This is a genomic window from Salinicola salarius (genome assembly GCF_003206135.1).
GTDB lineage: Bacteria > Pseudomonadota > Gammaproteobacteria > Pseudomonadales > Halomonadaceae > Salinicola > Salinicola salarius.
Map to the genome: position 1 here is coordinate 48,024 of NZ_PZJT01000024.1, position 22,952 is coordinate 70,975.

18 protein-coding genes are annotated in these 22,952 nt (G+C 63.4%); 13 read left to right on the top strand and 5 right to left on the bottom strand.

Features of this window, described 5'->3' with window-relative positions:
* Positions 1 to 114: 114 nt before the first annotated feature.
* The 3 genes from tkt to DOM32_RS17095 form a co-directional block, all read right to left on the bottom strand.
* The gene (gene tkt / locus DOM32_RS17085; protein ID WP_110636830.1) at positions 115 to 2,109 is read right to left on the bottom strand and encodes a transketolase; all 1,995 of its coding nucleotides are present in this window, start codon (positions 2,107 to 2,109) and stop codon (positions 115 to 117) included.
* A gap of 74 nt (positions 2,110 to 2,183) precedes the next feature.
* Positions 2,184 to 2,951, bottom strand: a complete 768-nt coding sequence (locus DOM32_RS17090; protein WP_110636832.1) for a triose-phosphate isomerase family protein — start codon at positions 2,949 to 2,951, stop codon at positions 2,184 to 2,186.
* 69 nt (positions 2,952 to 3,020) lie between these two features.
* Positions 3,021 to 4,745: a dihydroxyacetone kinase family protein gene (locus DOM32_RS17095; protein WP_110636834.1), complete on the bottom strand. Its 1,725-nt coding sequence runs from the start codon at positions 4,743 to 4,745 to the stop codon at positions 3,021 to 3,023.
* Positions 4,746 to 5,091: 346 nt separating this feature from the next.
* Between DOM32_RS17095 and rpiB the strand changes: the two genes are divergently transcribed.
* The 6 genes from rpiB (at position 5,092) to DOM32_RS17125 (ending at position 11,501) form a co-directional block, all read left to right on the top strand.
* On the top strand, positions 5,092 to 5,553 hold the full coding sequence (gene rpiB / locus DOM32_RS17100; protein ID WP_110636837.1) for a ribose 5-phosphate isomerase B: 462 nt from the start codon (positions 5,092 to 5,094) through the stop codon (positions 5,551 to 5,553).
* 301 nt (positions 5,554 to 5,854) lie between these two features.
* The gene (locus DOM32_RS17105; RefSeq protein WP_110636840.1) at positions 5,855 to 6,967 is read left to right on the top strand and encodes an MDR/zinc-dependent alcohol dehydrogenase-like family protein; all 1,113 of its coding nucleotides are present in this window, start codon (positions 5,855 to 5,857) and stop codon (positions 6,965 to 6,967) included.
* 143 nt (positions 6,968 to 7,110) lie between these two features.
* The gene (locus DOM32_RS17110) at positions 7,111 to 7,719 is read left to right on the top strand and encodes a DUF2291 family protein (RefSeq protein ID WP_244179967.1); all 609 of its coding nucleotides are present in this window, start codon (positions 7,111 to 7,113) and stop codon (positions 7,717 to 7,719) included.
* A complete protein-coding gene (locus DOM32_RS17115) occupies positions 7,719 to 9,275 on the top strand; it encodes a sugar ABC transporter ATP-binding protein (RefSeq protein ID WP_110636846.1) in 1,557 nt (518 codons plus the stop codon). Before DOM32_RS17110 ends, DOM32_RS17115 begins: the two co-directional genes overlap by 1 nt.
* A 40-nt stretch (positions 9,276 to 9,315) precedes the next feature.
* On the top strand, positions 9,316 to 10,485 hold the full coding sequence (locus DOM32_RS17120; protein WP_071231428.1) for an ABC transporter permease: 1,170 nt from the start codon (positions 9,316 to 9,318) through the stop codon (positions 10,483 to 10,485).
* Between the two features lie 59 nt (positions 10,486 to 10,544).
* Entirely contained in the window at positions 10,545 to 11,501 is a 957-nt protein-coding gene (locus tag DOM32_RS17125) for a D-ribose ABC transporter substrate-binding protein (RefSeq protein WP_110636849.1), read from the top strand.
* Between the two features lie 70 nt (positions 11,502 to 11,571).
* Here DOM32_RS17125 and DOM32_RS17130 read toward each other — a convergent pair whose 3' ends face one another.
* Positions 11,572 to 12,375, bottom strand: a complete 804-nt coding sequence (locus DOM32_RS17130; RefSeq protein ID WP_110636852.1) for a DeoR/GlpR family DNA-binding transcription regulator — start codon at positions 12,373 to 12,375, stop codon at positions 11,572 to 11,574.
* 68 nt (positions 12,376 to 12,443) lie between these two features.
* The gene (locus tag DOM32_RS17135) at positions 12,444 to 13,550 is read right to left on the bottom strand and encodes an alcohol dehydrogenase catalytic domain-containing protein (protein WP_110636855.1); all 1,107 of its coding nucleotides are present in this window, start codon (positions 13,548 to 13,550) and stop codon (positions 12,444 to 12,446) included.
* Between the two features lie 290 nt (positions 13,551 to 13,840).
* On the opposite strand from DOM32_RS17135, the gene DOM32_RS17140 reads away from it, so the two are divergent.
* The 7 genes from DOM32_RS17140 to DOM32_RS17170 all read left to right on the top strand — a co-directional run bounded on the left by DOM32_RS17140 (position 13,841) and on the right by DOM32_RS17170 (position 22,933).
* Positions 13,841 to 15,403, top strand: coding sequence for an FGGY-family carbohydrate kinase (locus tag DOM32_RS17140; RefSeq protein WP_110636858.1), 1,563 nt, complete (start codon positions 13,841 to 13,843; stop codon positions 15,401 to 15,403).
* Positions 15,400 to 17,169 (top strand): glycerol-3-phosphate dehydrogenase/oxidase, encoded by a 1,770-nt coding sequence (locus DOM32_RS17145; RefSeq protein ID WP_110636861.1) that lies wholly within the window; start codon positions 15,400 to 15,402, stop codon positions 17,167 to 17,169. Before DOM32_RS17140 ends, DOM32_RS17145 begins: the two co-directional genes overlap by 4 nt.
* A complete protein-coding gene (locus tag DOM32_RS17150) occupies positions 17,166 to 17,960 on the top strand; it encodes a class I fructose-bisphosphate aldolase (protein ID WP_110636864.1) in 795 nt (264 codons plus the stop codon). Before DOM32_RS17145 ends, DOM32_RS17150 begins: the two co-directional genes overlap by 4 nt.
* 229 nt (positions 17,961 to 18,189) lie before the next feature.
* Positions 18,190 to 19,410: a methionine adenosyltransferase gene (gene metK, locus DOM32_RS17155; RefSeq protein WP_110636867.1), complete on the top strand. Its 1,221-nt coding sequence runs from the start codon at positions 18,190 to 18,192 to the stop codon at positions 19,408 to 19,410.
* A gap of 237 nt (positions 19,411 to 19,647) precedes the next feature.
* Positions 19,648 to 20,907: a cation:proton antiporter gene (locus tag DOM32_RS17160; RefSeq protein WP_110636870.1), complete on the top strand. Its 1,260-nt coding sequence runs from the start codon at positions 19,648 to 19,650 to the stop codon at positions 20,905 to 20,907.
* A gap of 125 nt (positions 20,908 to 21,032) precedes the next feature.
* Positions 21,033 to 22,394, top strand: a complete 1,362-nt coding sequence (locus DOM32_RS17165; protein WP_110636873.1) for a TAXI family TRAP transporter solute-binding subunit — start codon at positions 21,033 to 21,035, stop codon at positions 22,392 to 22,394.
* Between the two features lie 44 nt (positions 22,395 to 22,438).
* Entirely contained in the window at positions 22,439 to 22,933 is a 495-nt protein-coding gene (locus tag DOM32_RS17170) for a DUF1850 domain-containing protein (protein ID WP_110636876.1), read from the top strand.
* Positions 22,934 to 22,952 lie beyond the last annotated feature (19 nt).

Below are 22,952 nucleotides of genomic sequence, written 5' to 3' on the forward strand. Positions count from 1 at the left end.
ACGCGCGACCCGTCGTGTAACGGATTCGCCAACGAAAAACGCCCGGCCAAAGGCCGGGCGTTTCATTGCTTGCTTCAACGTACGATCTTCAACGTGCGATCGAGAGGCTGACGATCAACCCAGCAGCTTCTCGGCGCGAGTGACGACGTTGTCGACGGTGAAGCCGAAGTGCTTGAACAGATCGCCGGCCTTGCCTGATTCGCCGTAGGTCGTCATGCCGATGACGTCGCCGTCGAGACCGACGTACTTGTACCAGGTCGACGGGATCGCGGCTTCCACCGCCAGTCGTGCGCGTACCGAGCGCGGCAGCACGGACTCGCGATAGCTCTCGTCCTGCTCGTCGAAGGCGCTGGTGCACGGCATGGAAACCACACGAACCTTCTTGCCCTTGCCTTCGAGTTCCTTGGCGGCGTCCATTGCCAAGCCGACTTCGGAGCCGGTAGCGATCAGGATCAGCTCCGGCTGGCCGCCCTCGGCATCTTTCAGCACATAGCCGCCGCGGCGAATGTTCTTCAGCTGAGCCTCGTCACGCGACTGCGCCGGCAAATCCTGACGCGAGAAGATCAGCGCGGTCGGCCCGGTCTCGCGCTTCAGACCCTCGACCCATGCCGCGGTGGTTTCGGTGGCATCGCACGGGCGCCAGGTCGCCAGACCCGGCAGGTTGCGCAGGTCGGCCAGCTGTTCGACCGGCTGGTGCGTCGGGCCATCTTCGCCCAGACCGATGGAGTCGTGGGTGAAGACGTGGATGATGCGGGTGTGCGACAGCGAGGACATCCGCACGGCGTTGTGCATGTACTCCATGAAGACCAGGAAGGTGGCGTCATAGGGGATGAAGCCGCCGTGGGTCGCGATACCGTTGGCGATTGCGCCCATGCCGAACTCGCGCACGCCGTAGTGCAGGTAGCCGCCGTTGAAGTCTTCCTTGGTGATCGCCTTGGCGCCTTTCCACAGGGTCAGATTGGACGGTGCCAGGTCGGCGCTGCCGCCGAACAGTTCGGGCAGGTTCGGCCCCAGCTCGTTGAGCACGCCCAGCGAGGCCTTGCGGGAAGCGGTGGTCTCGGCCTTTTCCTGAGCAGCCTTGATCAGAGCATCACCGTCGAAGCCGGCCGGCAGTTCACCGTTGTAGCGGCGCTTGAGCTCCTTGGCGAGTTCCGGATGCGCCTTTTCATAGGCGGCCAGCTTCTCGTCGTATTCCGCTTCGAGCTTGCGGCCCTTGTCGCGGGCGTCCCACGCCTGGTAGTACTCGTCGGGGATCTGGAACGCGGGGTATTCCCAGCCCAGTTCCTTGCGCGCGGCCGCGACTTCGTCTTCACCCAGGGCGGCGCCGTGGCTCTCTTCCTTGCCGGCCTTGTTGGGCGAGCCGAAGCCGATCACGGTCTTGCAGATGATCAGCGTGGGCTTGTCGGTGACGCGCTTGGCTTCCTCGATCGCCTTGTTGATCTGCTCAGCGTCGTGGCCGTCGACATCACGGATCACGTGCCAGTGGTAGGCCTCGAAGCGCTTGCCGGTATCGTCGGTGAACCAGCCCTCGACTTCGCCGTCGATGGAGATGCCGTTGTCATCGTAGAACACGACCAGGTTGCCCAGGCCGAGCGTACCGGCCAGCGAGCAAGCTTCGTGGCTGATGCCTTCCATCAGACAGCCGTCGCCGGCAAAGACCCATACGCGGTGATCGACGATCTCGTGACCGTCGCGGTTGAACTGCGCGGCCAGCGTGCGTTCGGCGATGGCCATGCCGACACCGTTGGCCAGACCCTGGCCGAGCGGACCGGTAGTGGTCTCGATGCCGCGGGTGTAACCGTGCTCCGGGTGGCCGGGCGTCTTCGAGCCCAGCTGGCGGAAGTTTTCGAGCTCCTTCATCGGCAGGTCGTAACCGGTCAGATGAAGCAGCGAATAGTGCAGCATCGAGCCGTGACCGTTGGAGAGAATGAAACGGTCGCGATCTTCCCAGTCCGGGTTGGCCGGGTTGTGCTTGAGATGGTCGTTCCACAGGACTTCCGCGATATCGGCCATGCCCATCGGCATGCCGGGATGGCCGGAGTTGGCCTTCTGCACGGCGTCCATGGAAAGCGCGCGGATAGCGTTGGCTAGCTGACGACGAGATGGCATTGGCTTTCGGATCCCCTGGGTTGTCAATGAATGATGGTCGTAAATGGATGATGGAGCGAGACGCGATCTGGCGCTCAATTCGACTTAAGCAGCGAGGCTTCGTTCACGATCGCCTCGAATGCGGCTGGATCATGTGCGAACCGCCCCAGAAACAGCCCGTCGACCTGTCCTGCCAGCCGAGTCAACAGGTCGGGGCCGGCACTGCCGCCATAGATCACGCTGGCTGAAGGATGCGCGCCCAGATGCTCGCGCAACCCCTGGCAGACTGCCGCAATGTGCGCAAGCGATGCCGGTTGTGCTGCACCGATGGCCCAGTGAGGCTCGTAGGCGATCACCAGTGGCTGAGACCGCTGCGCGGGCGTCGCCAACGACAGCGCCGAATCGATCTGGTCACGGCAGTCGGCAACGGCATCCAACGGATCGCCACGGTCAGACTCGCCGATGCACAGCACCGGTATCAAGTCATGCGCCAGAGCCACCTGGGTCTTGGCGGCGATGATATCGGCATCTTCCCCGAACAGGCGTCGCCGTTCGGCGTGGCCGATCTCGACGTAGCGGCATCCCATTTCGGCCAGCATGGCCCCGCTCACCTCGCCAGTATAAGCACCGTGCGGCGACTGATACAGGTTTTGGCCGCCGACACCGACGGGCGTACCGGCAAAACATTCGAGGACCGGGGGCAGGGCGGGGAAGCTGGGCAGCACGAACAGCGCCACCCGGCCGTCCTGAACGGCCGGGTGGCGAGAAAGGTTATCGGCGACCTGGCGGCACCAGGTCACCGTCTGGGCGTAGCCGAAATACATCTTGAAGCTGATGCCCAGCGTGATCGGAGGCTTTGCCATGAGGTTATCGAGTCGCTCCTTGATTCGTCGCTGATCGGTTCGTCGCCGCCCGGTGCGCTGGCGTCTGGTTCAGTGCCGATCGACGACGGGCTGAATGGCGCCGACGATCAGGGACAGCGAGATCGCCCCCGGATCGGGCGTACCGAGACTCTTCTCGGCCAGCGGCCGTGCGCGGCCCATCTTCGGTTTCATGTCGGCCGTGGCCTGGGCCGCGGAGGCCGAGGCGTTGACCGCCTTGCGCCAGGCCTGCGGAAAATCGTCGCCGGCAGCGACGGCTCGTTCGAGCGTCTCGCTGAACGGTACCAGCGCATCGACCAGCGTCTTGTCGCCGAGCCTGGCCTTGCCGAAGGTCATGACGTCTTCTCTGGCCTTGGTGATCCCCTGCGCATAGCGCTCCGGGGTCGGCTCGTCTTCGTCGCCGAGCGTCACGCTCAGGGCGTTGAGCATGACGCCCCAGATGGCGCCGGAGGTGCCGCCCGCGCGATCCGCCCAGGCTTCTGCCGCCAAGCGTAGCAGAGTGCCGGCGCCAGCGTTGCGGCTGACGGCGTCTTCTGCGGCCAGTTCGGCCGCGACGGCGCCGCGCTGCATGCCGATGCCGTGATCACCGTCTCCGGCGATGGCGTCGAGTCGACCCAACTGCTCGGCCTTCTGGTCGATGAGCTTGCGCGTCGCGCTCAAGGCCTGGTAGAGGCAGCGAGCGGCGGCGATCGATACCTCGCTCGCGGGCGGGATGGCGTCGGCATCGGGGATGTCCAGCTCGGAAGCATCGATCGGTGGCGCGGCTTCGAGACTGCCCTTGCGATAGGCCGGGGCATCCGCCGGCGCTTTCCACAGCCGCTCCAGTTCCTCGTCGAGCCAGAACAGGGTCAGCGAGGCGCCGGCCATGTCGAGACTGGTCACCAGCTCGCCCACTTCCGGCTCGACGATCTCCAGGCCGGCTTCCGTCAGCAATTGATTGACCCGACGATAGACCACGAACAGCTCTTCGTACTTGATCGACCCCAGGCCGTTGAGCAGTACCGAAGCTCGAGCCCCCTTGACGCTGTCGATGCCATCGGGAATCTCTTCCATCAGGTGAGAAACGAGCAGTTCCGCCAGCGCATCGGCAGTGGGTACATCCTGTTCGCTGATGCCCGGCTCGCCGTGGATGCCCAGCCCGACCGCCATCTTGCCCGCTGGCACATGGAACAGTGCATCCTTCGCCCCCGGCAGCGTACAGCCATCGAATGCCACGCCCATCGAGCGCGTGCGGAAATTGGCCGCGCGCGAGACGCGAACCACCTCCTCGAGGGAATAACCGGCCTCGGCCGCTGCTGCCGCGACCTTGAACACGGTCAGGTCACCGGCGATCCCGCGGCGTTTGTGAATCTCTTCCTGGTCTGCGCTGGAAACATCGTCGATGACGGCGACGATCTCGCAGGGAATGCCTTCGCGAATCAGGCGTTCCCGTGCCTGGCCGAAGTGAAGGACGTCACCGGCGTAGTTGCCGAAACTGAGCAGCACCCCGGCGCCGTTGTTGGCTGCCTTGCAGACGTTGTAGACCTGCTGCGCCGACGGCGAGGCGAACAGGTTGCCCATCACCGCGCCGTGGGCCAGGCCCTGGCCGACCAGCCCGGCGAAAGCGGGGTAGTGTCCCGATCCGCCACCGATCACGACTGCCACGGTGCCCGGCTTGCTGCGCGTACTGCGAATGACGCCGCCAGGAACCTGACAGACGCGTTGCGCGTGCGCCGCGACGAAGCCTTCGGTCGCTTCGTCGACGAAATTCACTGGGTCGTTGTAAAGGCGTGTCATGACCGACGCTCCCACAGGTTGGGTAAATGCCGCGCTGGAAAGTCCCGCTGTGCTTCGACTTTTCAGCTGTTGAGTATTTGATCCTTTGATGCACATTTGGTTTGTGTGCGGTATGTCGACCATCATAGCGATGCCAGAAGGCGAAGGTATGCGACTTTGGTGGGGATGAGGACGCCATTGCGGCGGGTTTTGATACGCTCAAGGAGCGATGACGCCCCTCGCCACCATGGCATTCAGGGCCTTTTCGTCCGCTTTTTGCGCTGCCGTGATGAGCATATGAATAAAATTTGTTCATATGAGCGGAGTGGGTCTATGATGGCGTCGTCGACTGAACAGGAGGCGAGCAATGGCTCAGAAATGGCGGGTAGCGCTGGGATGTGATGAAGCGGCCTACGAGATGAAGCAGGCGATGATCGAGCATGTCAGGTCGCTGGGGCACGAAGTCGAGGACTTCGGAACCCACGATGCACAGCCGGTTCTTTATCCGGATATCGCCTTCGAAGTGGCGCAAGCCATCGCCGACGGGCGTTTCGACCGCGGCATCCTGATGTGTGGCACGGGTATCGGCGTGGCGATCTCGGCCAACAAGGTGCCGGGCATCCGGGCGGCCCAGGCGCACGACACCTACTCGGCAGAGCGGGCGCGCAAGAGTAACGATGCGCAGATCGTCACCATGGGCGCGCGCGTGATCGGCATCGAGCTGGCCAAGACGGTTGCCGAGACGTTCCTGAGCAGCGAGTTCGACCCGGGTGGGCGATCACAGCCAAAGGTGGACCGGATCGAGGCTTACGAGCGCGATCATCGCTGAGCAGGTTTGTTGTGAGGTAAGGCGCCCGGTTGGCGCCTTTTTAGTTTCTTTTGAACATATGATCGATTTAGTCTTTTTTTGATCGGCTAATTAGACCTGATATGTTTTGGCATGGTTAAAATTTAAGCAGTGACTTTAGTCTTATATATTTTACCTGAATATTAATAAGCTATTGTTTTTAAAATAATAAAATTCGTTTTGGCTAAAGTCTTAGAGGCTTGGCTATTGATATTCAATGGGTAGGAAAGCTAAAAACATATGACCTAAGTTTGAACATGTGTTTACCCACGGGAGATCTTCCATGAGCGAGTCCACCGCCACGTCCATGCAAACGGCTTCCACCGGCGATATCCCCAAGACGATGAAGGCGGTGGTCGCCTATGCCCCCGGCGACTATCGCTACGAGGAAGTGCCGGTTCCCGACATCGATGCCAAGGAGATCCTGGTCAAGGTCGAGGGATGCGGTATCTGCGCCGGGGATATCAAGTCCTACGATGGCGCGCCCAGCTTCTGGGGCGACGAGACGCAGCCGGCCTATATCAAGGCGCCGATGATCCCCGGTCACGAGTTCATCGGCCGGGTGGTGAAGGTCGGTGACGAGGTCGAGGGGTATGCGGTCGGCGACCGCGTGATCTCCGAGCAGATCGTGCCGTGCTGGCAGTGTCGCTTCTGCAATCGCGGCCAGTACTGGATGTGCGAAAAGCACGATCTCTATGGCTTCCAGAACAACGTGAACGGCGGCATGGCCGAGTACATGAAGTTCACCAAGGAGGCGATCAACTACCACGTTCCCGAGGAACTGCCGCTGGAGAAGGCGATCCTGATCGAGCCTTACGCCTGCTCGCTGCATGCGGTGCAGCGCGCCAGGATCGAGCTGGGCGACGTGGTGGTGCTCTCCGGCGCCGGCACCTTGGGCCTCGGCATGGTAGGGGCAGCCAAGAAGGCGGGCGCCGAGAAATTGATCGTGCTCGACCTGTTCGATGAACGTCTGGAGCTGGCGAAGCAGTTCGGCGCCGATCTGACGCTCAACCCCAAGCGCGACGATGTGGTCTCGATCATCAAGGAGATGACCGAAGGCTACGGCTGCGACGTCTACATCGAAGCAACGGGGCATCCGAAATCGGTGGAGCAAGGGCTGTCGATGATCCGCAAGCTGGGCCGCTTCGTCGAGTTCAGCGTGTTCAAGGACCCGGTCAGCGTCGACTGGAGCATCATCTCCGACCGCAAGGAGCTCGACGTGCTCGGCTCGCATCTCGGTCCCTACTGCTACCCGCTGGTCATCGAGGGGATCCGCAACGGCGACTTCCCCACCGAGGGCGTCGTCACCCACAAGCTACCGCTGGAGAAATACGAGGAAGGCTTCGAGCTCATGAAGAGCGGTTCGAAGTCACTCAAGATCGTACTGATTCCCTGAGTTGTGATTCGTGCCGGGCGACGATCGGTTTCGCCGCCCGGCGCAGACGAGCGGCAGCAGAAGTTTCGTGGCAGAGATTTCGCAGAAGAGGGCTCGCAGTGATGAGTGCAACAGTTGCCAGTCGGCCTGCGGCGCCGAAGAAGATGAAAGGACGTCTGGCCATTGGCGCCTGCGTGGTCGTGGTGCTGGCGGCGATGGCCTGGGATACCAAGGTCGTCGAGATCGGTACCGAGGCCGAGCTGGCCGGCGGATTTTCCGCCGAAACCTATGGCGGAGAGCACTTCCCGGCGATTCGGGACAGTGTCGAGGCGCGTGCCGTCGAGGCCGGCGAGCTGGCGTCCGCCGTTCTCGAGGACTCGACCGCGGCCGGGCAGAAATATGGCGTCGGCGAGAGCTTCGGGCCAGTGGTGCCGGTGACCTTCACCGGGACGTTCGGTGAAGCCCGCTCGGGCATCTATACGGTCGAGGCCGAGGGCGTACCCGACGAGATCACGATCCGTGTGCAGACCGGCCCGGCGATCAACGGCACCGATCTGCGCGATGCCACCGGGGAGATCTCGTTCGGCGAGTTCACCAACCAGATCGAATACCAGAACGCGGGCGCGTCGATCAACGAGGCGATGAAGGCTGAGGTGCTGGCGGACATCGACACGGCCAGCCTGAGCGGCAAGACCGTCGGCGTGACCGGGGTCTTCAAGCTGATCAATCCGAAGAACTGGCTGATCACGCCGGTCAGCATGGAGGTGCAGTAATGGCTTCCGCTTCGATTCGACCGACGGCCGCGAGCGAGCGGGGCGATGACATCGTGCTCTCGGCGCGGGACGTCGCCAAGTCTTTCGGCAGCGTGCATGCGCTCAAGACCGTCAACTTCGACGTCTACCGCGGCCAGGTGACCACGCTGTTCGGCGAGAACGGCGCCGGCAAGTCGACGCTGATGAAGATCCTCTCCGGCGTGATCCAGCCGACCTCCGGCGAGATCCTGCTGGAAGGCGAGCCGGTGCGGTTTGCTTCGACCACCGATGCCCAGCGCCTGGGTATCTCGATCATCCACCAGGAACTCAGCCTGGCGCCCAATCTCAGCGTTCGCGACAACATCTTCATGGGTCGCGAGCTGAAAGGGCCGATGGGCATCGACTATGCCGAAGAGGCGCGTCAGACCCGGGCGCTGATGGAAGAACTCGACGAACCGATCGACCCGCTGACGCCGGTGGAGGATCTCCGGCTGGGGCAGCAGCAGATCGTCGAGATCGCCCGCGCGCTATCGGTGGACTCGCGCATCCTGATCATGGACGAGCCGACCTCGGCGCTGTCGGCGACCGAAGTCGAAGTCCTGTTCCGGGTCATTCGCGATCTGAAGAGCCGCGGCGTGTCGATCGTCTATATCTCCCACCATCTGGAAGAGGCGCTGCTCATCACCGATCACGCGGTGGTGCTGCGGGACGGCGTGATGACCGCCTACGCCAGGCGCGCGGACATCGATCTGGAGTGGATCGTGCGCAACATGGTCGGCGAGAACTTCGATCTCGGCTCGCCGCCGACCGGACACGCCATGGGCGAGGTGGCGCTGTCGCTCGAGAATGTCAGCGTCGCCGACACGGCCATGCCGGAGCGGTCGGTGGTCGATCGCCTGTCGCTGGACGTTCGCGCCGGCGAGATCGTCTGTATCTACGGGTTGATGGGCGCGGGGCGGACCGAGCTGCTCGAGTGCGTGGCCGGGCGCGTGCCGCTGAGCGGCGGGCGGGTGCTGCTCGAGGGCGAGGATGTTTCGCACCTGAGCATCGCCGAACGCATTGCCAAGGGCCTGGTGCTGGTGCCCGAAGATCGCCAGCGGGACGGCCTGGTGCAGACCATGTCGGTGGGCGAGAACCTGTCGCTGGCCAGCATCAAGGCGTTCACCCGCTGGCTGTTGACCTCGGGAAGCCGCGAGCGCGGCGTGGTCGACGAGTCGATCGCCAACGTCCATATCAAGACCGATGGTCCCCGAGCCGAGATCGGTTCGCTCTCCGGCGGCAACCAGCAGAAGGTGGTGATCGGCAAGATGCTGGCGACCCATCCCCGCGTGGTGGTGCTGGACGAGCCGAGCCGCGGCATCGACATCGGCGCCAAGGCCGAGGTGTTCAAGCTGCTGGCGGAAGGCGCGTCGAAGCAAGGCCTCGCGGTGATCTTTTCCACCTCCGAAGTCGGCGAATGCTTGAGTATCGCTCACCGTATCGTGGTGATGAGCCGCGGGCGCATCGCGGCCGAGTTCGGTGCCGACGCATCCAAGGAACAGATCATGGCTGCCTCCGGCGAAGCCGTGGTCGCCTGACAAGAGCACGTTAGCGCCTTTCCTCGAATGGAGTTTTGACATGTCCAAGCACAGCCAAGCGGCAGAGCGCCAACGCGGTGGCTTCGACCTGGGTCGATTGCTGCTGGAAGGGCGCGCCTTCTTCGCCCTGATCGCGATCATCATCATCTTTTCGGCGCTATCGCCGGTCTATTTCTCGACCAACAACTTCCTGACCATGTCGTCCCACGTGGCGATCTTCGGGCTGCTGTCGATCGGCATGCTGCTGGTGATCCTGACCGGCGGTATCGACCTGTCGGTAGGCTCGACCCTGGGCCTGGCGGGGGTCGTGGCCGGCTTTCTGATGCAGGGCGTGACCTTCGACATGTTCGGCGTGACGCTCTATCCGCCGGTCTGGGTCGTGGTCATTCTCACCTGCGCGCTGGGCGCGTTCGTCGGTGCCATCAATGGCGTGCTGATCGCCTACTTCAAGGTGCCGGCCTTCGTCGCCACCCTGGGGCTGCTCTATGTCGCCCGCGGCGTGGCGCTGCTGATGACCGACGGTCTGACCTACAACAATCTCGGCGGCAGCCCGGAACTGGGCAACACCGGCTTCGACTGGCTCGGCTTCAACCGGCTGTTCGGCGTGCCGGTGGGCGTGCTGATTCTGGCGGCGGTCGCGGTCGTCACCATTCTGGCGCTGGCGCGCACACCGTTCGGCCGCTGGGTCTACTCGACCGGGGGCAACGCTCGCGCCGCCGAGCTCTCCGGCGTGCCGGTCAAGCGGGTGCAGGTTTCGGTCTACGTGCTCTCCGGCATCTGCGCGGCGATCGCGGGACTGGTGCTCTCTTCCCAGCTGACCTCCGCCGGCCCCACCGCCGGTACCACCTACGAACTGACCGCCATCGCTGGCGTGGTCATCGGTGGCGCCGCGTTGACCGGCGGCCGCGGCAACGTGCGCGGCACCCTGCTCGGGGCGTTCGTGATCGGGTTTTTGTCCGACGGCCTCGTCATCATTGGCGTCTCCTCCTACTGGCAGACCGTCTTCACCGGCGCGGTGATCGTGCTGGCGGTTCTGCTCAACAGCATTCAGTACAGCGGGCGCAAAAAGCGCGCGACCCAGTCGTCCGAGCCCGAAACGCCTGAACCCAAGGCGCCCGCTTCGCCCACTTCTCCATCCTCGAGCGACGACGCATCCCGCGCGACGCCCGGGGCGGAAAGTAGCGCCGGCAAGCCGGCAACGCAGCATTAACCCGTACGTGTCGATCGACACGGGTTAGAAACACAACCGCAAAAGAAGGGTGATCCATCATGTTCAAGACAGGAAAACGCCTGCTGATCGCAGCCCTCGCCGTCAGTGCGCCGTTGCTCGCCGGAAGCGCCATGGCGCAGGACAAGGGGCTGATCTCGATCATCGTCAACGACACCTCCAACCCCTACTGGTTCACCGAGGGCAAGATTGCCCGCGAGACCGCCGAGGAGCTGGGGTATGAAGCCAACGTCAGCGCCCATAAAGGGGATACCAACGCCGAAAGCCGCCAGATCGACACCGCGATCACCAATCAGGCCAAGGCGATCATTCTCGATCCCGCCAACGCTGATGGCTCCGTCGGGGCGGTACGCAAGGCCGTCGAAGCCGGCATTCCGGTCTTTCTGGTCAACGCCGAAATCAACGAGCAGGGGCTGGCCAAGGCGCAGCTGGTTTCCAACAACGCTCAGGGCGCAGCGCTGGGCGCACAACAGTGGGTTCAGGCCGTCGGTGACTCGGCCAACTACGTCGAGTTGAAGGGCGCACCTTCCGACAACAACGCCGCGACCCGTTCCAACGGCTATGAAACCGTGCTGAGTCAGTACCCGGATCTCAACAAGGTCGGTGAAGATGTTGCCAACTGGGATCGCACCCAGGGCTTCAACAAGATGCAGAGCCTGCTGCAGGCCAACCCGGATATCCAGGGGGTGATCAGTGGCAACGACGAGATGGCGCTAGGCGCGATCGCTGCCCTCAAGGAAGCCGGCAGGCTGGACGACGTGGTGGTCGGCGGCTTCGATGGCTCGCCCGATGCGGTCGAGGCGGTCAAGTCCGGCGAGCTCGCCTATACCGTGCTGCAGCCGGTGGCGATCTTCTCCAAGGCGGCCGTACAGATGGCTGACAAGTTCATCACCACCGGCGAAACCGGTGTGCAGGGCGAGAAGCACCTGTTCGATTGCCTGCTGATCACGCCGGACAACGTCGACAAGTACGTCTCGCCGTTCGTGCTCCAGCAGTAACACGCGCAACCGTTCGTCGATTCACCGCTGCGGGCTCTGGCTCGCGGCGGTTTTTGGATGGGGGCGCGGATCAGGGCTTGATCAGGCGGTAGCGAATGCCGGCGTCGTCCAGTACCTGCCGATGCCCGGCCGCCAGACCAGCATCGATCAGGACCAGGTCGAACTCGCTCAGATCGGCGAGCCGATGGAGCGCGCTGCTGCCGAACTTGGCGCTGTGGATCAGCAGAATGCGCCGCTCGGCCGCCGCCATCTGGGCGCGTTTGATCTGGGTCACGGCCGGATCCTGAACGTAAGCAGTAGTACCCAGTATTGCCGAAGCCGAAAGAATGGCGACATTGGCGCGCAGATTGGCGAGCGTCTGCTCGCACAGCAGGCCGAAGGTGGCATTGAAGCGTGGCTGGTAGTCCCCGCCGAGGGTGATCAGCTTGATACCGCCGACGGTCTTGAGCCGGTCGATGCTCTCCAGGCCGTTGGTGATCACGGTCAGCGGCTCCCGCGCCGGCAGCAACGATGCCAGTTCGCTGGCAGTGGTGGAGTCGTCCAGCATCACCGCCTCGCCGGGCGCGATCTCCTCCAGCACCGCCCGCGCCAGCGCCTGCTTCTCCCGGGTCGCGATGTGCGAGCGCAGCGCGAAGTTGCTCTCGAACACGCTGGAAGAGCGAGTGGTGACGCCACCATGCTGCTTGTTGACCATGCCTTGTTCGGCAAGCGTGTCGAGATCGCGGTGTACCGTCATGCGGCTGACGCCGAACCGCTCGGCCAGCTCGTCGACCTGCGCCGAGCCGACTTGAATGAGGTAGTCCAGCATCGCCTGCCGGCGCGCCGAGGCGCCCTTGATCGCCGGCTGCGGCGCCTGGGTTTCGAACGAGGTCATGGCTCTCCCGAGACGTGAGAAATGAAGACGTAGTCTACCGCGCTGCGGCGATTCGACGGCGCTCGTCGTCAGGCCTCGCTGGTGGTGAGCACGACCTTGATCGAATCGCGCCGGGCGGCGATCTCGAAGCCGCGTTCGAACTCGGCCAGCGGAACGTGGTGCGTCACGATGCCGCGAGTCGTCACCAGGCCCCGGGCCAACAGGTCGATCGCGACCGGGTAGGTGTGCGGCGAGAGGTGCGAGCCGCGGATATCCAGCTCCTTGCGGTCGCCGATGGTCGACCAGTCGACGGTGGTGGGTTCCTTGAACACGCTGAACTCGATGAAGCGGCCGAGCTTGCGTAACGATTCCAGGCCCTGAATCACGCCGCTCGACGAGCCCGTGGCGTCGATATAGACCTCGCAGCCGTAGCCGCCGGTGAGCGCGCGGATCTCCTTGGCGATGTCGTCGCGATGCGGATTGAAGCCGTGATCGGCGCCGTAGTCGCGGGCCAGCGCCAGGCGGTCGTCGTGGGTATCGACCAGAACCAGCTGTCTGGGCGTCTTGAGCCTGGCGAGCTGAACCATCGCAAGGCCGATCGGCCCGCCACCAGCGATCACCACGGTATCGTCGAACTGTATCTCGGCCCGATTGACAGCATGGATGCCGCAGGCCAGCGGCTCGAGGAAGGCGGCGTCCTCGACGCTCAGGCGCGGATCGACCGGATGCAGCACCGCGTTGGCCGGCACGCGCAGATATTCCGCCATGCCGCCGTCGGCGACACCGCCCTGGAAGCCGAAGATGTTGTGCACCTCGCACATCCAGTAGTGGCCGCGCTGGCAGTAGAAGCACTGCCGGCAGGGCAGGATCTGCTCCGGCACTACGCGCATGCCGAGTTCGACGTCGAAATGCTCGGCGGCGCCTTCACCGAGCGCGACCACTTCGCCGGCGAATTCGTGGCCGACGATCATCGGTGGCTTGACCCAGGGCGGGAAGCGTTCACCGTCGCCCCAGTACATGGCGGCGCCATCGCGGCACTTCAGATCGCTCGAACAGATCCCGCAGGCCTGGATCTTGAGGATCAGCTCTCGCGGACCGGGCCGGGGCGTCGCCACACTCTCCAGGCGGTAGTCGCCGGGGCCGCGGCAGACCACGGCTTGCATGCTATCGGGAAGTGACGCTCGAGAATCGGACATTGGATACTCCGGCGCTAGATTGGATGGGCATGAAACGAATAACGAAGGAATAGAGAAGAAATAACATCAAAAAGTGACATATTACCGTATGACTTTGGTCTTGGATAAGTTCCCTGTCCGGCCGGTAATGGTTAATTGCTTGATTAATATATTTTTATTTAATGTAAGAAAGGGGGTTAACACTAACGTCTAACGACTTTTCGTCACAGAATAATGTTAGAAATACCCCAGTGGCGCTCATGCAAGCCACTACCGAATGATTCGGCGAAGGCGATAGCAGGGAGGCAGCCATGTCACGCGGTTATCTGCTGGGGCTCGATGGCGGCTCCAGTTCCACCAAGGCGGTGATCTTCGATACCGAGGGCAACGTCATGGGTGTCGGACGGGAAGCGTGCCGTCTCGAACATCCTCAGGCGCACTGGGTCGAGCGTGACATGAACGCCGCCTGGGCGAGCGCGGCAGCGGCGATACGGGGTGCCCTGGCAGCGGCCGAGCTGGGCGGTGGCGAAATCCTGGCGGTCGGGGTCACGGGCCACGGCGATGGGCTCTACCCGCTCGATGGAAAGGGCGAGCCGCTCGGCCAGGCGATCACCTCGCTGGATAGCCGCGCGGCGGGTATCGTGGAGCGCTGGTGTCGGGAGGGCGTTCGGGACGAAGCGCTGGCACGGATCGGTCAGACACCGTTCGCCTTCTCGCCGGTCAGCCTGCTGGCGTGGATGCAGAGTCACCAGCCGGAACGGTTCGCTGCGCTCGGCCATGTGCTGACCTGCAAGGACTGGCTGCGTTACAAGCTGACCGGCACGATAGCGACCGACTTCACCGAAGCCAGCACCGGCTATACCGATGTCGATACCCAGCGCTACAGCCGTGACGCGCTGTCGATGCTGGGGATCGATAGCGTCTTCGAGGCGCTGCCGGAGGTGCGGATGCCTGACGAGATTGCCGGGCATGTCTGCGAGGCGGCGGCCCGCGAGAGCGGATTGAAGGCGGGGACTCCCGTGGCGACGGGGCTTCACGATGTCACGGCCAGCGCGGTGGGGCTGGGCAATATCGAGTCGGACACGCTGACCATCGCGGCCGGCACCTTCAGCATCAACGAAGTCTTTTCCGACGCGCCGAAGCCCGATCCGCGCTGGGCGACCCGCAACGGCCTGCGCCCGGGCCAGTGGCTCAACATGGCGATTTCACCGGCGTCGTCGAGCAATCTCGAATGGTTTCATCGCCAGTGGGGCCGGGCCGGCGATGGCGGCGCCGGGGCCTTTCTCGCCGACATGGAGTCGGCGCTGGACGAGGCATTCCGGAGCCCGTCGCGCCTGGTCTATCACCCTTTTCTTTACGGTTCGCCCTACGACGAACCTGCCAGCGCGGGGCTGTTCGGCCTGCAGGGCTGGCATGATCGCGGTCACGTGCTGCGCGCGATTCTGGAAGGCGTGGTGTTCAACCATCGTGTCCATGTCGATGCGCTGGCGTCGACCTTCGCCATCGACCGCATCCGCATCACCGGCGGCGGTAGCCACTCGCCGCGGCTGGCCCAGCTGTTCGCCGATTCGCTCGGCCGGCCGCTGGAAACCTCGCGCATTCAGGAGGCAGCGGCCTGGGGCGCGGCGATCTGCGCTGGCGTCGCGGCCGCTGCGTTTTCGTCGATCGACACCGCCACGCGGCTATGCGAAGTCGACCACCGCTATGTGCCGGATGCCCATCGCCAGGCCGAGTGCCAGCAAGGCTTCGAACGTTACCAGCGGCTGGTCGAGTGCCTGCGCCCGCTGTGGGCGATGCTCGATGCCGGCACCTCGTCGCCGGAGACGTCAGATGTCGAATCCGAATCCAGGTCGATGGCGGGAGCCTCCCGATGACGGAATCTCTGAATCCGCCTCCGCTGACGCGCCAGCAGACGCTGGAACGCCTGCGGGCCGATCCTTCGGTCTCGGTGCTGATCATCGGTGCCGGCATCAACGGCGCCGGGCTGTTTCGCGATCTGGCGCTGCAGGGTGTCGATACCCTGATCGTCGACAAGCAGGATTTCTGTGCCGGGGCCAGTGCCGCACCTTCGCGGTTGATCCATGGCGGCCTCAAGTATCTGGAGACCGGCGAGTTCCGGCTGGTGGCGCAGTCGACCCGGGAGCGCAACCTGCTGTTGCGCAACGCGCCGCACGTGGTGCATCCGCTGCGTACGGCGATGCCCACGCACAGCTGGTGGGGCGGCATCTGGCCGTCGATCCAGCGCTTCTTTCGACGTCCGGCGAAGATCGACGACCGCGGCATCCTGATCAGCGAAGTGGGAATGACGCTCTATGATTTCTTCGGACGTCACTTTCGCAGCATGCCCCGCCATTCGGTGATGCTAGGACGCAAGGTGCATCGGTCGCTGCCGGATATTCGACGTGATGTGCGGGCGCTGCATACCTATTACGACGCGGCGATCAGCCAGGCGGAGCGGCTCGGGTACGAGCTGATCGACGACGGCTGCCGAACCCATCGCGGGGCGATGGCGCTCAATCACGTCAATTTCACCGGCGCCGATGGCGAAGCGGTCATGTTCGAGGACGAAAAGGGCGGCGCGTTCACGGTGAAGCCGCAAATCATCATCAACGCCGGTGGCGCCTGGATCGATGAGATCAACCGCCAGCTGGGGCGGGAAACGCGGCATATCGGCGGCACCAAGGGTGGGCATCTGATCGTCGACGTGCCGGCCATCCGGCGCCAGCTCGACGGGCGCATGATCTACTTCGGCACGCCGGACGGGCGTATCTGTCTGATCTACCCGTTCATGAACCACGTGCTGGTCGGGGCGACGGACATTCGCTGCACCGATCCGGACCAGGCCGTCTGCGACGACGACGAACGAGATTACATGCTCGAGGCGGTACGCTATCTGTTTCCCGGCGTGGCGATCGGACCGGAGCAAGTGCGCTATCGCTACAGCGGGGTGCGCCCGCTGCCGCGCAGCGATGCCGCCGATCCGGGCCAGATCAGCCGCGATCACGCCATTGTCGAGGATCGTATACACGACTGGCCGGTGCTGTCGCTGGTGGGCGGCAAGTGGACCACCTTCCGTGGCTTTGCCGAGGAGGTGGCGGATGATGTGCTCGCCAGGCTCGGTCGGCGCCGCGAGATCGATACCCGGCAGCTGGCGATCGGCGGGGGGCGGGATTATCCCCGCGATACCGCGTCGCGCGAGGCGTGGCTTTCCCGCGTGACGGCGCTCTGCGAGGGCGACCGGCAGTGGGCGATCACGCTGCTGGATCGCTACGGTACGCGGGGCGAAGCGGTGGGGAGGCACTGCGCGAGAATGAGCGCCGAGGGCGTGAATCGGCAGCGTCCGCTCGCCTCGCTTGCCGATTATCGGGTGGGGGAGATCGATTTCGTCTGTCGCTTCGAGCGCGTCGAACATCTGGCCGACGTGCTGTTCCGGCGTCTGCCCATCGCGCTCTCCGGCCAGATCGACAGCGCGGTGATCGACGAGGTCGCGACCCTGTGCGGCGCGGCGCTCGGCTGGGCCGAGACACGCCGCCGCGAGGAGGTGGACGCGGTGTACGAGATCGCGACACGCCAGCATGGCGTTGCGCTCACATCCGGGCAGGAAAGCCCGACAATCTCGACTCAGGAGAGCACGTCATGACGACCGTCTTTTCTTCCAGTGGGTTACGTGTCGGGCGGCTGTTTCGTCGCGACACCGGCCTGAGCTGTATGGTGGCTTTCGACCGCACTCTGCTGGCGGGGCCGGTGGAACATGCCATCGATGCGCGCCGAGCCTGCGAGGCTATCGTCGCGGCCGGGCCGGAGGCGGTGCTGCTGTCGCCGGGTGTGCTCAAGTCCTGCGGCGACCTGTTTGCCGATAATCGGGCGCCCAGGGTCGTGCTGCGGATCGACTACCCGATGGTGGGCGACTTCACCCTGGCGGGCGAGGAACATCACCGCATGATCGCAACGCCCGCCCAGGCGCAGGCGATGGGTGCGGACGCCGTGGTGATGTGTCTGATCTCGGGTTACGACGACCCCAGGCGAGAAGCCGACAATCTCGAAGCGGTGGCAAAGACCGCTCGCCAGTGCGAGGCGATCGGGCTGCCGCTGATCGTCGAAGCGGTAGTATGGGGCAGTCGGGAGGGCGGGCGTCTCGATGGCGAGCGGATTGCGCGTGTCGCGAGGATCGCCGCCGAGCTGGGGGCGGACCTGGTCAAGGCGCAGTTCACCGGCGAGGCCGAGGAGATGCGTGCGCTGGCCGACAGCTGCCCGGTTCCGGTGCTGGTGCTGGGCGGGGCGGCAATGAACGACGACGAGGCGCTGGCGCGCTTCACCCGGGACGCGCTGGCCAACGGCGCGCGGGGCGTGATCTTCGGGCGCAATGCCTGGCAGCGGGAGGACACCACGGCGGGTGTCGAGCAACTGATCGAGATCGTGCATGGTACGTGAGCGTCCATACGTAAACGTCCGATAGCGCCGGTCAATCGGCGGCTTAGGTGGCAAAGAATAGGCAGCTAGCTATTCTGTGTGTAGACTTTTATCCCCTGCCCCGGCGCCTTGGGGACAGTGATGTCGTGCGTCGTTTTCATCCGTCCTTCCGACCGGCGGCGCTGCGTATTTTGTCAGGCGGGTCGTGACCGCGAGCCGCAACCAGTGAACGAAGGGATCCCCGTACGCCATGAGCGAATACTCTCTGTTTACCTCCGAATCCGTGTCCGAAGGTCACCCGGACAAGATCGCCGATCAGATTTCCGACGCCGTCCTCGATGCCATCATCGCCCGGGACAAGCAGGCTCGCGTGGCCTGCGAGACGCTGGTGAAGACCGGTGTCGCCATCGTGGCCGGCGAGATCTCCACCACCGCCTGGGTCGATCTGGAAGACCTGGTGCGCAAGGTGATCATGGATATCGGCTACACCTCTTCGGAAGTCGGTTTCGATGGTGAAACCTGCGGCGTGATCAACCTGATCGGCAAGCAGAGCGTCGATATCGCCCAGGGCGTCGATCGCAGCAAGCCCGAAGACCAGGGCGCGGGCGATCAGGGCCTGATGTTCGGCTACGCCACCAACGAGACCGACTCGTTCATGCCGGCGCCGATCCACTATTCGCATCGTCTCGTCGAACGTCAGGCGGAACTGCGCAAGAACGGCACGCTCTCCTGGCTGCGTCCCGACGCCAAGAGCCAGATCACCTTCACTTATGATGAAAACGGCAAGCCCAATGGCGTCGATGCCGTGGTGCTGTCGACCCAGCACGACCCGGATATCTCCCAGGAAGACCTGCGCAAGGCGGTAGAGGATCTGATCATCCGTGACGTGCTGCCGGCAGAGTGGATTCACGACAAGACCCGGTTCCACATCAACCCGACCGGCAAGTTCGTGATCGGTGGCCCGGTAGGGGATTGCGGCCTGACCGGACGCAAGATCATCGTCGACACCTACGGTGGCATGGCGCGCCACGGTGGCGGGGCATTTTCCGGCAAGGATCCGTCCAAGGTCGACCGCAGTGCCGCCTACGCCGGGCGTTACGTGGCCAAGAACATCGTCGCTGCCGGCCTCGCCGACAAGTGCGAGATCCAGGTTTCCTACGCCATCGGCGTCGCCGAGCCGACTTCGGTCTCGATCAACACCTTCGGCACCGCCAAGGTCAGCGAGGCCAAGATCATCGAGCTGGTGCGCGAGCACTTCGATCTGCGCCCCCATGCCATCACCCGCATGCTCGATCTGCTCCATCCGATGTATCAGTTGACGGCCTCCTATGGTCACTTCGGACGCGAGCCGTTCGAACACAGCTACACCTGGACCGACGTCAACGGCGATATCCAGACCGAAACCTTCACCGCTTTCCCCTGGGAAAAGACGGACAAGGCCGAGACGCTGAAGGCCGCTGCCGGCCTGTGATCGTGGATGCATCGACTCGATCGATGCGCTAGATCGGTCGAAAGACCCGACTGGTCAGTAACGCAAAGCGGACCCGCCATCACGGGTCCGCTTTTTTGGTTGCTCGCTTTTCCAACGAATTGCCATCGGGATAAACCCGCATCATGGCTGCTATCGTCATGAGCCACTATCGTTACGGTATGGGGCAGGACGCCTATCGATCATTCGCCACGGCTGGCGGCGACAGGAAAGGATGCCATGCTGGAAATCGCAGCACTCTTCATCACGATCACCGCGCTGTTCGCGTGGTTCAACTACCGCTTCATCAAGCTGCCGGCGACGATCGGCGTGATGTTCATCTCGCTGATGGCTTCGTTGCTGCTGATCGCCCTGAGTCACCTCGGATTCGACGCGATTACCGATTGGGCCGAAGCCTGGCTGGGGCAGATCAACTTCAATGCACTGCTGATGGACGGCATGCTGTCGTTCCTGCTGTTCGCCGGCGCGCTGCATGTCGATTTCCATAAGCTGAAGCGCTATCGCTATTCGATCAGCTTTCTTGCCACCATTGGCGTGGTGATCTCGACCGTGGCCATCGGCAGCGCCGCCTGGTGGCTCTTCGCTACCTTCCATATCGCGGTGCCCTATCTCTACTGCCTGGTCTTCGGGGCACTGATCTCGCCGACGGACCCGATTGCGGTGCTCGGCATCATGCGCAGCGCCGGCGCACCCGAGGACATGGAGATCAAGATCGTCGGTGAATCCCTGTTCAACGACGGCGTCGCGGTGGTGGTCTTCACCATGATGCTGGGGGCGGCGACCGCGACCGAAGCGCTGACGGTCACGCATTCCGCGATGCTGTTTCTGGAAGAGGCCGGCGGCGGTATTCTGCTCGGGCTGGCGATGGGCTACATCGCCTACTGGATGATGAAGAGCATCGATCAGTATCAGATCGAGGTGCTGGTCAGCCTGGCGCTGGTGCTGGGCGGCTATACGCTGGCAACGCATCTGCACGTCTCGGGGCCGATCTCGATGGTCATCGCCGGGCTGTTCATCGGCAACCGCGGCCGCGAGCACGCCATGTCGGACACCACGCGCCGCTATGTCGACGGCTTCTGGGAGCTGATCGACGAGATCCTCAACGCGGTGCTGTTCGTGCTGATCGGCCTCGAGCTGCTGCTGATTCCCTTCGAGTGGTCGTATCTGATCGTTGCCGCGCCAATCATCGGCGTGATTCTGGTGACCCGGCTGATCACCATCGGCCTGCCCATGATGATGCTGAAACACTGGATCCACTATCGTCCCGGGACCACGCGGGTGCTCACCTGGGGCGGACTGCGGGGCGGAATCTCGGTGGCGCTGGCGCTGGGCCTGCCCGAGAGCGATTACCGCAACACCATCGTGATGGTGACCTATCTCATCGTGCTGTTCTCGATTCTGGTGCAAGGTCTGACCATTGGGGGGCTGGTTCAGCGAGTCTTGACGCAAGGGGCCGAGCAAGAGGCCGACAAGTCTTAGACTTTGGTCGTGCATGACGGTTCGGGCATGGTATCGCCGCCGGGCGTTCCTTACTCTTGGGACCATCATGGTGTGTACATTTTTCGGCCGGACAGGCCGATGACAATCAAATGACGGGGTGAAACATGAAGTTACGTACAGGAATGCTGATCGCCGCGCTGGGGCTTTCCAGCACGCTGCTGGTCGGTTGCGGCGACGACAGTGATGAGCAGAAGAAGCAGGCTGACGAGAACCAGCAGACGTCCCAGGAGTCGTCGACGTCTCAGTATGCTGGCGGAACGTCGGATTCTGACGAGGCCGAGTCGACCAGCGACAACGGCCAGTCTGGCGGCGAAGACAACCAGCAGGCAGCGGCCGGTGGCGGCGAGCCGGTCAATCTGATCTTCGGCACCGGCGGTACCGGCGGCAGCTATTACCCGATCGGCGGCGCGCTCAAGAGCGTGTTCGAGGAGAGCGATCTGGTCGATGGCGTACAGGTCGTTTCCACTGGTGCCTCCGTGCAGAACATCAACAACATCACCGACGGTCTGAACCAGGTCGCCATCGTGATGAGCGACGTGGCCTACGATGCGGTCAAGGGCCAGAACCAGTTCGAAGGCCAGGCCGCCGATATCCAGGCCATTGCTGGTCTCTATCCCAACGTGGTTCAGGTCGTCGCGACGGCCGACAGCGATATCCAGAGCATCGCCGATCTGAAAGGCAAGCGCGTCGGCGTCGGCAAGGTCGGCTCCGGGGTCGAGCAGAGCGCGGCCAAGGTGCTGGAGTCCGCCGGTCTGAGCTACGACGATCTGGCCCAGGTCAGCCACACCGGTTATGCCGACAGCGTGACCGAAATGAGCAATGGCAACCTGGATGCCGCGTTCTTCACGTCCGGCGTGCCCAACTCCAGCATCACCGGGCTGATGCAGAGCACCGACGTGACCTTCGTGCCGGTCAGTGGCGACGTTGCCTCCACGCTGCTGGAAAAGTATCCGTACTACGAGAATTACGAAATTCCGGCCGGCGCACCGGAGCGCTATGACCTGGGCGACGCCGTAAATACCGTGGCGATCCGCAACATCATGATCGTGCCGTCCTCCATGCGTGACGATGTCGCCGAGGATCTGGCCAAGCGCTTCCATGACTATCTGGAATCCGGCAACGTCTCCGTCGGCGCGCTCAAGCAGTTCGATCCCGCTACCATGGACAAGAACCTGGTCGTTCCGGTCCATCCGGGAGCCAAGGCCTTCTACGAGACGCTATCGTCTTCCGAGAGCACGGCCACTGATGGCGGCGATGTGACCAATGCTGGTGATGATAGCGATCTGTCGGAAGAGACCACTTCCATGCCGGCCAACGAGCAGGCAGCCACGACCGAAGCCGATGGCGCAGAGGCCGAACCTGCCAAGCAGACCAGCGCCGAGACGCCTGAAGACAACGCTCAGCCTACCGAAGGCAGCGATACCAGTGGTGGCGACAACGCTCAGGACAAAGAACCGCAATTCTGAGCAGGTGCGCTCGCGTGTCCCGCAAGCCATGACACGTCCTGGCGATGCGTAAAATCTGGCTGAGTATTGCAGCGGTGGTGGTCCTGGTGATCGCCACCGCTGCGTATCCGCTACCGTGGCTGGTCATTCGTGACGGGCCGCAGTGGCGGTTCGCTTTTCCGGGGTGGGAAGGGACGACCTTCACGCTGCGCTGGATGCATTCGGTCGAGAAGGAAGACTGGGAAGAGTGGTTCGCGGTGACCGAGGGCGATGCCATCGAAATCACCGGAACGCGATTCAAGACCTTCGGTGCCGGTGTACCATCCCATGCCGGCAACGAGACCCATCTCGAAAATGGCTGGGTGGTGATGACCGGGATCGATCGTGTGGTCGATCCGCTGGCGGTACAGGCGGCGGTGGAAGAACACTATCGCCTGATATTTGCCGGCCATGTCATTCCCCTGTCGCGTGGCGACCCGCCGCCGATTTTGACCTTTTCCATACTCAGGGTGCCTTTGTGGCAAGTGTTGCCGGCACTGGTGCGACCCTGGTTGTCATAGATTCCTGCGTGGCGAGGAA